At 70.2% G+C, this 11,752-nt stretch carries 12 protein-coding genes; 7 read left to right on the plus strand and 5 right to left on the minus strand.

The window, feature by feature from the left end; all coding sequences use genetic code 11:
- Nucleotides 1-26 precede the first annotated feature (26 nt).
- Complete coding sequence (locus tag AB0J09_RS39390) at nt 27-1,016, minus strand: LacI family DNA-binding transcriptional regulator (protein WP_360702608.1); 990 nt, start codon at nt 1,014-1,016, stop codon at nt 27-29.
- 180 nt (nt 1,017-1,196) lie between these two features.
- Between AB0J09_RS39390 and AB0J09_RS39395 the strand changes: the two genes are divergently transcribed.
- On the plus strand, nt 1,197-2,501 hold the full coding sequence (locus AB0J09_RS39395) for a phosphatase PAP2 family protein (protein ID WP_360702611.1): 1,305 nt from the start codon (nt 1,197-1,199) through the stop codon (nt 2,499-2,501).
- A 134-nt stretch (nt 2,502-2,635) separates the two neighbouring features.
- Here AB0J09_RS39395 and AB0J09_RS39400 read toward each other — a convergent pair whose 3' ends face one another.
- Nucleotides 2,636-2,956, minus strand: coding sequence for a helix-turn-helix domain-containing protein (locus AB0J09_RS39400; protein ID WP_360702614.1), 321 nt, complete (start codon nt 2,954-2,956; stop codon nt 2,636-2,638).
- A gap of 179 nt (nt 2,957-3,135) precedes the next feature.
- Here AB0J09_RS39400 and AB0J09_RS39405 point away from each other — a divergent pair, with 179 nt between their 5' ends.
- The 6 genes from AB0J09_RS39405 to AB0J09_RS39430 all read left to right on the plus strand — a co-directional run bounded on the left by AB0J09_RS39405 (nt 3,136) and on the right by AB0J09_RS39430 (nt 7,913).
- On the plus strand, nt 3,136-3,546 hold the full coding sequence (locus AB0J09_RS39405; RefSeq protein ID WP_360702617.1) for an STAS domain-containing protein: 411 nt from the start codon (nt 3,136-3,138) through the stop codon (nt 3,544-3,546).
- 128 nt (nt 3,547-3,674) lie between these two features.
- Nucleotides 3,675-3,971, plus strand: a complete 297-nt coding sequence (locus AB0J09_RS39410; RefSeq protein WP_360702620.1) for a hypothetical protein — start codon at nt 3,675-3,677, stop codon at nt 3,969-3,971.
- Nucleotides 3,972-4,083: 112 nt separating this feature from the next.
- Nucleotides 4,084-4,749: a glycosyltransferase family 2 protein gene (locus AB0J09_RS39415; RefSeq protein ID WP_360702623.1), complete on the plus strand. Its 666-nt coding sequence runs from the start codon at nt 4,084-4,086 to the stop codon at nt 4,747-4,749.
- Nucleotides 4,746-5,411, plus strand: coding sequence for a TIGR04282 family arsenosugar biosynthesis glycosyltransferase (locus AB0J09_RS39420; protein ID WP_360702626.1), 666 nt, complete (start codon nt 4,746-4,748; stop codon nt 5,409-5,411). Before AB0J09_RS39415 ends, AB0J09_RS39420 begins: the two co-directional genes overlap by 4 nt.
- The gene (locus tag AB0J09_RS39425; RefSeq protein ID WP_360702629.1) at nt 5,408-6,397 is read left to right on the plus strand and encodes an NAD-dependent epimerase/dehydratase family protein; all 990 of its coding nucleotides are present in this window, start codon (nt 5,408-5,410) and stop codon (nt 6,395-6,397) included. The genes AB0J09_RS39420 and AB0J09_RS39425 overlap by 4 nt, the downstream gene beginning before the upstream one ends.
- Before the next feature lie 55 nt (nt 6,398-6,452).
- The gene (locus tag AB0J09_RS39430) at nt 6,453-7,913 is read left to right on the plus strand and encodes a glycosyltransferase 87 family protein (protein WP_360702632.1); all 1,461 of its coding nucleotides are present in this window, start codon (nt 6,453-6,455) and stop codon (nt 7,911-7,913) included.
- Here AB0J09_RS39430 and AB0J09_RS39435 read toward each other — a convergent pair.
- The 3 genes from AB0J09_RS39435 to AB0J09_RS39445 all read right to left on the minus strand — a co-directional run.
- Nucleotides 7,837-8,304: a hypothetical protein gene (locus AB0J09_RS39435; RefSeq protein WP_360702633.1), complete on the minus strand. Its 468-nt coding sequence runs from the start codon at nt 8,302-8,304 to the stop codon at nt 7,837-7,839. The genes AB0J09_RS39430 and AB0J09_RS39435 overlap by 77 nt on opposite strands.
- Nucleotides 8,301-9,584: a molybdopterin-dependent oxidoreductase gene (locus AB0J09_RS39440; RefSeq protein WP_360702636.1), complete on the minus strand. Its 1,284-nt coding sequence runs from the start codon at nt 9,582-9,584 to the stop codon at nt 8,301-8,303. Before AB0J09_RS39440 ends, AB0J09_RS39435 begins: the two co-directional genes overlap by 4 nt.
- A gap of 187 nt (nt 9,585-9,771) precedes the next feature.
- Nucleotides 9,772-11,752 (minus strand): molybdopterin cofactor-binding domain-containing protein (locus tag AB0J09_RS39445; RefSeq protein ID WP_360702638.1); only part of this gene is annotated, 1,981 nt, incomplete at its 5' end.

An 11,752-nucleotide genomic window follows, 5' to 3' on the forward strand; every position in this document is an offset into this window, starting at 1 on the left:
GGCGACATCCGCGAGCGTCGGGCGCTTCATCGCGGGTCCCGGCCGAGCGTGGACTCACGCCGTACCAGCTCGACCGGCGACACGACCGCGCGCGGGTGTCGCGGTGCCGTGCCGGCGAGGCGATCAGAGAGCAGTTCCAGCGCGCTGCGCGCCAACCGGGCCGGCCCGGGGTCGACCGTGGTGAGCGACGGCGTCGAGAACCGTCCGTCCTCCAGGTTGCCATATCCCACGGCCGCCACCCGTCCCGGAACATTCACCCCATGCTTGACGAGCGCCGCGAGAGCCCCGAGCGCCACTTCGTCGTTGACACACAGCAGCGCGTCAACGTCCGGATGCTGCTCCAGCACCTGTACGGCGGCTCGCGCGCCCGCGCGCCGGTCGGCCACCTCTCCGAGATCCACATACGGTACGGCAGCGGGGTCGATGCCGGATCCGGCGAGAGCCGCGAGCATCCGAGCCTGATCCGCTCCAAGCAGGGCCGGGCGGGACCGGCCCATCACGGCGAGGTGGCGAGCCACCAGCGCCGCCGCCTCCGCGACGTCCTCGTCGACGCTGTCCACCTCGCCCGCGCCACCTTGCACGACGACTACCGGGCGGTCGTCCAACCCGTCGGTGACCAGCGCTGCCGGGCCGATGAGCACCACGCCGTCGAACGTCTTCCCCCGAGCGGCGAGGACCGCCTCCAGCCGGGCCGGATCGCCGTGCGTCGGCTCGACCGCGGCGAGCATCCCGCAGCGATCCGCCTCGGTGACGAGCGCCTCGACGAGACCCGCGAGATACGGGCGGCGCAGCTCGGTGACGGCGATGCCGACCACCCCGATCAGCCCGGTCCTGAGCGCCCGGGCGGTCCGGTTCGGAACCCAGCCGAGCTCGTCGATCGCCGCATGCACCCGCTGCACCTTCTCCGGACGGATGTGCGGTTCGCCATTCACCACACGAGAGACGGTCTTGATCGAGACGCCGGCCCGATCCGCCACCTCCCGCATCGTCACGCGCATGCGTACAGCGTAGGTCACGGGAGCACCTGTCAGGATTCGGTCCGATAGTGACGGTGCTCCTCAATGCGATCATCATCCCCTTCGCCGCCGGGTTGCCGTCCCCTGTCGCGCCGGGGCGCTGGATTTCGGTTACGTCAATATCCGTCTTCGACTGTTCGGTCACTGTGACGGATGTGGCCGGCATAGTAATTTCCCACCATGGTCCAATTACGTGGCGCCGGCTGGGCAGGCGTCCTGCCACGCAAGGCCGTTCGCTTAGCCGTCGCCGGAGTCATCGCCGCCGGGTCTCCGATCGGACTCGGCTCGTCGTTCGCGTACGCGTCGACTTCACACACGCCTACCAATGCCGTCATCGTCTGGGACAGGAACGCCCAGACAGCGATTTGGGACGTCGCCGGCCAGCAACCGCAGGTCCAGGCGCGCAGCTTCGCGATGGTGCACGGAGCCGTCTACGACGCCGTGAACGCGATCGCCGGCACTCCCTACCAGCCATACCTGATCGCGCCGCCCGCCAATGGAACCGAGTCGACGGACGCGGCCGTCGCCACCGCGGGCTTCCTTGTGCTGAACGCTCTGTTCCCGGATCAGCAGGCGAGGTTGAAGACGCAGTACGACGAGGCGCTGGCCGCGATTCCCGACAGTACCGCCAAGCAGCGCGGAATCACCGTGGGCACTCAGGCGGCCTCTGCGATGAACGCCGCACGACAGAACGACGGGGCGTTCGGAAACCAGACCTGGCCCGTGGGCACCGAGCCCGGTAAGTGGCGGCCGGCGCCACCCACTTTCGCCTCCGACGGGGCCTGGGTCGGCGAGCTAAAGCCGTTCCTCATCCGCAGCGCCTCCATGTTCCGCACGTCCGGACCGCCATCGCTCACCAGCCACCGGTACGCCCGGGACTTCAACGAGGTCAAGACGATCGGCTCGGCGACCAGCACGGTCAGGACGCCCGACCAGACACAGGCCGCGATCTGGTGGCACGACCGGCACCTGGCCGAATGGGAGATCAAGCGTCAGCTGGCGACGAAACAGCAACTGAACACGCTGCAGACGGCGCGGATGTTCGCGATGGTCGACATGGCCGAAGCCGATGCCACGATCGCCTGCTACAACGAGAAGGCGGCGTGGACCTTCTGGCGGCCGGTCACCGCGATCCGCCTGGCCGACACCGACGGCAATCCGGAAACGACGGCCGATCCCAACTGGATGCCACTGCTCGTCACACCGCCACACCCCGACTACACGTCCGGACATACCTGCTTCACAGCGGCGAGCATGTCGGCGTTGACGTACTTCTTCGGCCGGGACGACATCCCCTTCAGCGGGTACAGCGCCGACTCGGGTACCACCAGGTACTTCCGCGGCTTCTCGCACGCGCTCGCCGAGGTCATCGAAGCCCGCATCTGGGGCGGAATCCATACCCGCACGGCCGACGTGGAGGGCGCGAAGATCGGCAAAAAGGTCACCGCTTACATGGTTGCGCACTACTTCAAGTCGAAGGATTGACGGCACCGGCATCACGACGGGCTCCCCCGCCCAGCTTGCCGATCGCGCGCCGCCAGGCTCGTCCGAGTAGGCGTTGGCAATCGTCTCGCCGTCGCCCTCGCCGGGGGCGTCGGCGGGCCGAGCCGCCGGCATGCTTACTCGGATTCGCCCTGCGGGAGATCGTGCTGGGTGAACATGTCGATCAGGAGGCGGACCGGCAGATTGGCCTCGGTCGGGTAGCGGAAGTGTTGATCGAGGTTGAGGCTGTATTCGTTGCGCCGTCCGACCCGGTCGCGGGTGATGTATCCGGCCTGGTGCAGATCGGTCACTATGCCCTGCACGGCCCGCTCGGTGATCCCAATGCTGGCGGCGATGTCACGCAGCCGTACGCGGGGGTCGCGGGCGATCTCCAGCAGCACCCGTGCGTGATGGGTCAGGAAGGTCCAGGCGGGCAAACGGTTATCGGACTTGGTCACAAACCTTCACCTTCTACCATCCTTGGCGCACACCTCGGTAGCGGGCGTGGCGGGCCCCTCTTCTCATAATTGACGAACGATGGTTCGGGTATTGCAATTCAGGCATTAAACTTCAGAAGAGGAGAAGCGGGTCATCTTGCCTCGTATGCTTGCAACCCCTCGTGCCCGAGAAGGATGCCATGACCGTTCGCATCATCTTTGTGCCGAGCCTCCCGGAGATCGCCCTGTCACCCCTGAGGCTGGAATGCCAGCACCTGGATGGCGGCGTTCTGATCACCGTGATCGGCGAGGTGGACATCACCAACGCCGCCCAGCTGGACACCTACATCCGTCAGCAGATGCTGCCCGGCAGGCCGGTGGTGCTCGACCTCGGCAGGCTGACCTTCATGGACAGCACCGGCCTGCAAGTGCTGGCAGACGTCCATGTCACCCTGCGGGAACAGGGCACAGCCCTGCATTTGACGGACGTCCACGGCATACCAGCCCGGGCGCTACAGATCACCGGCCTGTGGTCGTTCCTGAACATCCACTCCAGCGCGGGAGAGGTCATCCTTAGGGACCTCAGCAACCAACAAGCGCCTCCCACGTAATCACCCTGAGCATCTATCGGTCCGGACATCGTGGGACTCGTGGAGATCCCGCCCGTGCCGCCACCGCCGATCGAGCAGACTTCTTCGCGAGAGCCGTACACGGGAACCAGCTCGGAAAGCGAGAAGCCATGGCCGATGTGTTCGCGAAATGCCGGCTGCCCGAGACCTACCAGTTCGTTAAGGAGCTCGGCGTCTATCCCTACTACCAGGCCATCGAGGAGCGGCCGGGTGGGGGTGAGGTCGTGATCGACGGGCGGGTGCGCGTGCAGGCGGGCTCCAACGACTACGTCGGCCTGTCGGGCGACGAACGCGTGAAGGAGGCGGCGGTCATGGTGACCAGCGCGGGCTACTTGGCCAATCTCGCCCTCGGGGCGCTGATCGGGCCCGGTGACACGGTGATCGGCGACCGGCTGGTCCACGCCTGACCTTCCGTGGGCATGCGGGGCGCGTCAACGTGCCGTCTGAGCTGGTCATTTCTCGGAAAGCCGGGCCTCTTCCTGACGGCCCTGACCAGGGTGCCACGTTAGCGTCTGCGGCATGGAGATCGACGTGGTGCTGCCGTGCCTGAACGAGGAGGCGGCCCTTCCGTGGGTGCTCGGGCGGATGCCGGACGGCTTTCGTCCGATCGTGGTCGACAACGGCTCGACCGACGGATCCGCGAAGATCGCGACCGAGCTCGGCGCGACGGTGGTGCACGAGCCGCGGCGCGGATTCGGCGCCGCCTGCCATGCCGGGCTGGTGGCCGCGGCCTCGGACGTCGTGTGCTTCATGGACGCCGACGCGTCGCTCGACCCGGAACAACTGCCTCGGGTGAGCGGGCCTGTCGTGGCCGGCGAGGCCGACCTCGTCCTCGGCCGCCGGGTCCTCCGGCCGGGCTCGTCCTGGCCGGTACACGCCCGGCTCGGCAATGCCGTCCTGGCCCGGAGGCTACGCCGGCGTACCGGTGCCATGCTGCACGACCTGGGGCCGATGCGGGCGTGCGGGCGGCTCGCACTGCTCCGGCTGGGGCTGGTCGACCGGCGTTTCGGCTATCCGCTGGAGATGGTGCTGCGGGCCGGAGCGGCGGGCTGGCGCATCCACGAGACCGAGGTGGACTACCTGCCCCGCAAGGGCAGGTCGAAGGTGACCGGCACGGTACGCGGCACCCTGCGGGCGATCGGCGACATGCGCCGGGTCATGGCACGTCGGGACGGGGTCGCGTGAGTCCGGAAGAGGGCCGGGACGGTGACTTCCGGGCGCAGATCCTCGTGATCGCGAAGGAGCCCGTGCCGGGAAGGGTCAAGACGCGGCTCGTTCCGCCTCTCACCCCCGTCGAGGCCGCCGCTCTGGCGAGCGCCGCGCTGGAGGACACGTTGCGGACCGTCGCCCAGGTTCCGGACGTCCATCGGACGCTCGCCCTTGACGGCGCCCCCGGAGTCTGGCTTCCCAGCGGTTTCACGGTGCTCCCGCAGCGCGGGGACGGTCTGGACGAACGGCTGGCCGCGGCGTTCGAGGACGCCCACCGGTTGCGGCCCACCCCCATCGTGCTCATCGGCATGGACACCCCGCAGGTCTCCCCCGGCCTGCTGGCCGATGCCGTGTCTCTGCTCTCCGGCTACGACGCGGTGTTCGGCCCGGCGACCGACGGCGGCTTCTGGCTGCTCGGGCTACGCGCCCCCGATCCCGCGCTGCTGCTCGGCGTACCGATGTCGGAGCCGACCACCGGAGAGATCCAGCTGCGAAGACTCAGGGAGGCAGGGCTGAGCGTCGCCTTGATGCCGCGCCTGACCGATGTGGACACCATCGAGGACGCGATCGAGGTGGCGGCGATGGCACCGCGGTCCCGTTACGCCGCCGCGCTCTCCCGGATCGGGGTACCGCGATGACGAGGGTGCTGGTGACCGGTTCTGCGGGGTTCATCGGGAGTCATGTGGTCGAGGCGCTGGAGGCGGGTGGCCACGAGGTGGCCGGGCTCGACCTTCGGTCCGGCGATGACGTTCGTGACACGGCCGTGCTCGGCCGGCTGCTGCCCGAGATCGACGTGGTCGTGCACCAGGCGGCCAAGGTCGGGCTCGGCGTGAACGTGGCGGACCTGCCCGACTACGCCTCGGTCAACGTGTACGGCACGGCCGTACTGTTGGCCGCGATGGCGGAGCATGACGTCGGGCGACTGGTGCTGGCGTCCTCGATGGTGGTCTACGGCGAGGGCGCCTACGACTGCGCGCGGCACGGCCGGGTACGGCCGTGCCCCCGCTCCGCGGCCGACATGTCGCGAGGGTCTTTCGAACCCCGCTGCCCCCGATGCGGGGAAAGCGTCATTTTCGCCGCCATCGACGAGGACGCGCCGACGGACCCGCGCAACGCGTACGCCACCACAAAGCTGGCGCAGGAGCATCTCGCCGCCAACTGGGCGCGTGAGACGGGTGGTACGGCGACCGCCCTTCGCTACCACAACGTGTACGGCCCCAGGATGCCGAGGGACACCCCGTACTCGGGCGTCGCGGCGATCTTCCGGTCCGCGCTGGAGGCCGGTCGCGCTCCACGCGTGTTCGAGGACGGCGGGCAGATGCGCGACTTCGTCCACGTCCGCGATGTCGCCGACGCGAACGTGGCCGCCCTCACCGGCGGCGAGCCCGGAACGCTGCGCGTCTACAACATCGCCAGTGGGGAGCCACATGCCGTCGGTGAGATGGCCCGGGTCCTGGCGGCGCAGCGGGGCGGCCCGGAACCGGTCACCACCGGGGAGTACCGGCTTGGGGACGTGCGCCACATCGTGGCCTCACCGCATCGGGCAGCCACCGAGCTCGGTTTCCAGGCGCGCATCGGCTTCGCCGAGGGGATGAAGGAGTTCGCCGCCGCACCGCTGGCCTGACCACTCGTATGCCGACCTTGGAGGATCCGTTCCAGCGCCTTCCGCGGACCGGGGCATGACGCCGGACAACCTGATCCGCTGCCGCTTCGCCTGCGCGGCCGTGCTCCTGCTCGCCCTGGTCTGTGTGCTCGTACTGACGATCAGCACGGGATCCTTCTACACCGACCGCGCGGGCCTGCTCTGGCGGTACGCGCTCGCGTGGGCGCTCTTCGCCGCGGCGGTGTGGACCCTGCGCACGATACCGGGACGTCGCACGGTGTTCCTGGTGATCGCCGGCGGCATCGCGGTGACCGCCACGGGCCTCCTCGCGCCTCCGGCCACCAGCACCGACTCCTACCGCTATGCCTGGGACGGCCGGGTCCAGGCGGCAGGTGTCTCTCCCTATGACCACGCCCCGGCCGACCCCGCCCTCGCGCCACTACGCGACCGCTGGCTCTTCCCGGAGGGCGCCGGCTGCGACGGCCCCGGCCGCTACCCGATCCCGTCCGGCGTGGGCACGCGATCGTGTACGCGGATCAACCGCCCCGCTGTCCACACGATCTACCCGCCGCTGGCGGAGGCGTACTTCTCGGTCGTGCACCGGCTCTCGCCCGAGGGGTCACGGCACAAGCCGCTCCAGATCGGCGGAGCGCTGCTGGCGTTGGGGACGTCCCTTGTCCTGCTGATCGCCCTGCGTCGCAGGGCTCCGGCGCAGGCGGCCTGGTGGGCGTGGTGCCCCGCCGTTCCGGTCGAGGCGGTGAACAACGCCCATGTCGACACGCTCGGCGTCCTGCTCACCGTCATCGCCCTGATCACCACGAGCAGACACAAAGTCCGCGGCGGCCTGCTGCTCGGCGCGGCGACCGCCGTCAAGCTCCTGCCCGCCGCAGCGGCGCCCGGGGCCCTCTCCGGGCTTCTGGCCAGGGGCGGGCCTTCCGTGCGACGGCGAGTGCTCGACGCTTCGGCTGTCGTCGGGCCCGCCCTCCTCATCGTGGCGCTCGCGTACCTGCCGTACGTGCTGGCGTCCCGCGAGTCCGTCCTCGGCTACCTCTTCGGCTACCTGAACGAGGAGGGCTACGACGACACCGGAAATAGCCGCCGCTTCGCGGTGCTGCGACTGGTTCTGCCCGACCCGTGGGCCCTGCCGGCCGCCCTCGCCGTTCTCGCGGCCGCGGTCCTGTTCGTGCTGTGCCGGGGCGACGCCCACCGGCCCTGGCGTGGAGCCCTGGTGGTGACCGGGGTGGCGTTCATCGTCTTCACTCCCGGCTACTCCTGGTACGCCCTGTTGGTCGTCGCACTCGCCGCCCTTGACGGCCGCTGGGAATGGCTCGGCATCCCGTTCGCCGGTGCCGTCGCCTATCTGAGCACCCAGGCCGGCCTCGCGACGGCCGCTTACGCTGTCGCGGCGCTGGCGGTGGCCGTGGGCTCCGTCATACGCACGCGCTCACAGCGGCGGCTGCTCAACGATCCGCACTCCTGGAGTTTCTGCGCCGCAGCACGTACAGCAGCCCAGAAACGCCGAAGAGAACCAAAGTGATCAGCAACCACCGCGCGAGATAAGGAGCGGTGCTCAGCCCGGCCGCCCAGCGATAGTTGCGCTCGGCACCGCGGAGAATGAGCGGGAACCAGACCAACAGCAACAGGCCGGACAGCGCGACCGGCACCCGCAGGTAATTGATCACAGCAGGCGTCCGGCGCCGGCGCGCTACTCGCGGGAGCAGGGCGCGGGTGGCGGTGTCGGCCGCGGAGTACACGGGGAACAGCACCAGATCGTGCAAGATGATCGCGCCCACGAACCATACGGCGAACCCCATCCAGATGCCGGCGGCGACCACCCGGGTGGCGACATAGCCCGCGACTACGAAGCAGGCCACCAGCACGAGAAGGTGCCACAGGGGCGCGCCATAGACGCCTGCCAGCCGCTTCACGACGTCTCCAGGCGAAAGTCGAGTTCGCGCACCCATTTGGTGTTGTGCACTCCCGGGGCGTTCGGCACGATGATCCGCGCCGGATATCCGTGGTCGAGCGACAGGTCGGCGCCGTTCACCCGCAGCGCGAGCAGCGAGCGCGGGTCGGCCACCTGCCCGGCGCTGAGCGACGCCTGGCCGAAGTAGCCCACGCGCTGCAGGGACCTGGCCGTGACCCCCGCCGAGCCGGGCGGCACTCCGGCCAGGCGGGCCAGGTCCGCCAGCCGTACGCCGGTCCAGGTCTGCTCGGTCGACCACCCCTCCACGCAGGCGATCGGCAGCGCGTAGGTGTGCAGCGGCATCGTCAGCAGCTCCTCGCGGGACAGCTGGATCCAGCTCGCGCCGGCGACCGTCAGCCGCCACTGCGCGCCCGTCTCCGCCGCGGTGACGCCCAGGCTGGCCGCCGTCTTGTTGATCTGGAAATCGTTGGGCCCGGTGCCGTACTCGCGCCCGCGCGGCGCCAGCAACGCCGTACGGCGCAGCGGCCCGTCCACCGTCTGCCCCACCGACAGGCCGAACATCATCACCGAGCCACCGCCGACGAACGCCAGCAGACCGCGCCGGGACATGGTGGGCGGCGCCGGATTCGCGGCCACCAGGCCATCGGGATCGGGCGGTTCCGGCCGTGTGCCGGCCAGATCCGTGCGGAGCTCACGACGCAGGTCCCGCGACCGTACGGCGCGGATCGCCCGCGGCAGCCGCACGGCGACGTGGACGACGAGCGCGACCAGGAAGATCCACGCACCGTACAGATGCGCCGGGTAGAAGGAGAACGGGAAGACGTAGAAGACCTGGATGTTGAGGATCCCCGTGACGAACTGGAACACCGCGCCGCCCACCAGGAGCACCAGGCTGGCCCGCTCGACCGCCTCGGCGACCGACCGCGCGGGCGGCCAGGCGAACAGCTTCGGGATCACCGACCACAGCTTGGCCAGCAGCACCGGCACCAGCGTCAGCCCGACGACGACATGGGCGCCCTGGGTGAGCCGGTACATCCACACCGGGTCCGTCGGCCAGTCGAAGAGATAGAAGCCCAGCAGGCCCTTGGTGGGGGTGGTGTCGTTCCCCGGCAGCCGAGGCTCGTAGGCGGCGTAGGACAACAGCCCGGTGACCGTGACGATGACCAGCTCGACCAGCAGGACCAGGCCCAGCACCGACGTGAGCCACGGGCCGCGCAGGGGACTCCGCCAGAACTCGGCCCGGAACGGCCCAGGAGGCCCGCCACGCAACCATGCCCCCAACCGCTTCTCCCCACGGTCTCCCGCCCCAGCCGCGTCACCAGCGCGTCTGGGTGGCATATCCGGCATAGATCCCCCCGAAGCCGATATCGGATGCAGGAGTCCTTACCGGTTACGCCGCCTTCTACGCTTCATCACGGTACGCATTCGGCCATGCCCGGCCGGCCCACGTGGAAGGCGGCCACATGTCCTATGCGGGCGCCCTCCCCTGACGGCGGTCCAGGACGGCGGTCGCGACGGCCTCAGGCGTCATCGGGATCCGGTTGAGAGCGGCCCCGGCGGCGGCCCCTACGGCGTCTCGGACAGCCGCCGCGATCGCGGCCGGTGCCGACAGCAGCGGCGGCTCCCCCACCCCGGTCAGCCCGTACGGTGAATCGGGCCGCGGCAGTTCGAGGATGTCGAGCACGGTCGGCGGCATGTCCATCGTGGTAGGGATCAGGTAGTCGGTGAACGACGGGTTCATGATACGGCCGTCGCGCAGCCGGATCTCCTCCATCACGGCCAGCCCGAGCCCTTGCGCGATGCCTCCGTGCATCTGACCCTCAACCGCCACCGGGTTGATCGCCTTGCCGACGTCCTGCGCGCAGGCGATCTCCACCACGCGTACCGACCCCAGTTCCGGGTCCACGTCCACGACGGCCCGGTGCGCGGCGAAGGCGTAGGCCACGTGGGCGTCACCCTGGCCGGTCTCCGGGTCGAGCGCCTCGGTGGCCCGGTGGCGGAAGACGGCCGTCTCGTCCACGTCGCCCATGGCCAGCAGCTCCGCCAGCGTGATGGAGCGCCCCGACGGCGCCGTCACCGCGCCACCGCCGTAGACGAGGTTCTCCGCGCCGAGCAGGACGGCCGCGCGCTCCAGTAGCCGGGCGCGGACGGCCAGGCAGGCAGCGCGTACGGCGCCGCCCGACATCCACGTCTGCCGCGAGGCCGAGGAGGTCCCCGCATCGCCGACGGCCGTGTCGGCGGGCAGGACCGTGACCCTTCCGACCTCCAGCTCGGTCCGCGCGATCTGCGCCTGCACGGTGACGAGCCCCTGGCCGACCTCGGCGGCGGCGGTGTGCACCTCGGCGACCGCCTCGCCCTCGTGGGTGAACAGACGCACCCGGGCCGTGCCGTAGTCGTCGTACCCGGCGGACTTGCAGATGTTCTTCACCGACAGCCCGTACCCGACGCCGCGCACGAGCTGGCCGGCGCGTGTGGAGTTGGAGGTGCCGCCAGGCAGCAGCCGAGGATCGTCCCCGGCGGGAGGTGGCACGGGCTTGCCCGCGACCCGGCGCAGCAGCTCGGCCACGGGGGCGGGCCCCTCGACCCGCTGACCGGTCGCCATCACCGACCCGGTGCTCACCGCGTTGCGCAGCCGCAGCTCCACCGGGTCCATGCCGAGGGCCGCCGCCAGCTTGTCCATCTGCGACTCGTGCCCGAAGCAGACCTGGACGGCGCCGAAGCCGCGCATCGCCCCGGCGGGCGGGTTGTTGGTGTAGACGGCGCGGCAGTCCACCTCGACGGCCGGCACCTCGTAGGGACCGGTCGCGAAGCAGCCCGCGTTCCCGGTCACGGCGGCCGACGTGGAGGCGTACGCGCCGCCGTCGAGCAGGATGTCGGCCTTGACGTAGAGCAGCCGCCCGTCGCGGGTGGCGCCGTGCTCGTACCGCATCCGGGCCGGGTGGCGGTGCACGTGGCCTGCGAACGACTCCTCGCGCCCGTAGCTCATTTTCACCGGCCGTCCCAGCCGCAGTGCCAGCAGGCAGGCATGGGCCTGCACGCTGAGGTCCTCCCTGCCCCCGAACGCGCCGCCCACGCCGGACAGCGTGAGCCGTACGTGCTCCTTCGGCAGCGCCAGGCAGTCCGCCAGCTGATCCTGGTCGATGTGCAGCCACTGCGTCGAGCAGTAGAGGTCGACGCCCTCGCCGGAGGGCACGGCCAGGCAGGACTCGGGGCCGAGGAAGGCCTGGTCCTGCATGCCCACCTCGTACTCGCCGCTCACGACCACGTCGGCCGGGGCCGGGGTGCCTCGGCGGATGCGCAGGTGGCGTACGAGGTTGCCGCCTTCGTGGAGGGCGGGGCTCTCCAGCGCGCGCTCGGCGTCGGTCAGCGCGGGCAGCTCCGCGTACTCTACGCGGACGAGACCGGCCGCGCGGCGGGCCAGCTCGGGCGTGTCGGCGGCGACCACCGCG

Origin of the sequence: Nonomuraea sp. NPDC049784, from assembly GCF_040659615.1 — a bacterium.
Classification (GTDB): domain Bacteria; phylum Actinomycetota; class Actinomycetes; order Streptosporangiales; family Streptosporangiaceae; genus Nonomuraea.

What these genes read in the sequence shown, in the direction of transcription:
- AB0J09_RS39395 (WP_360702611.1), top strand. Translation starts at nt 1,197, where the DNA reads ATGGTCCAATTACGTGGCGCCGGCTGGGCAGGCGTCCTGCCACGCAAG.
- AB0J09_RS39405 (WP_360702617.1), top strand. Translation starts at nt 3,136, where the DNA reads ATGACCGTTCGCATCATCTTTGTGCCGAGCCTCCCGGAGATCGCCCTG.
- AB0J09_RS39410 (WP_360702620.1), top strand. Translation starts at nt 3,675, where the DNA reads ATGGCCGATGTGTTCGCGAAATGCCGGCTGCCCGAGACCTACCAGTTC.
- AB0J09_RS39415 (WP_360702623.1), top strand. Translation starts at nt 4,084, where the DNA reads ATGGAGATCGACGTGGTGCTGCCGTGCCTGAACGAGGAGGCGGCCCTT.
- AB0J09_RS39425 (WP_360702629.1), top strand. Translation starts at nt 5,408, where the DNA reads ATGACGAGGGTGCTGGTGACCGGTTCTGCGGGGTTCATCGGGAGTCAT.
- AB0J09_RS39430 (WP_360702632.1), top strand. Translation starts at nt 6,453, where the DNA reads ATGACGCCGGACAACCTGATCCGCTGCCGCTTCGCCTGCGCGGCCGTG.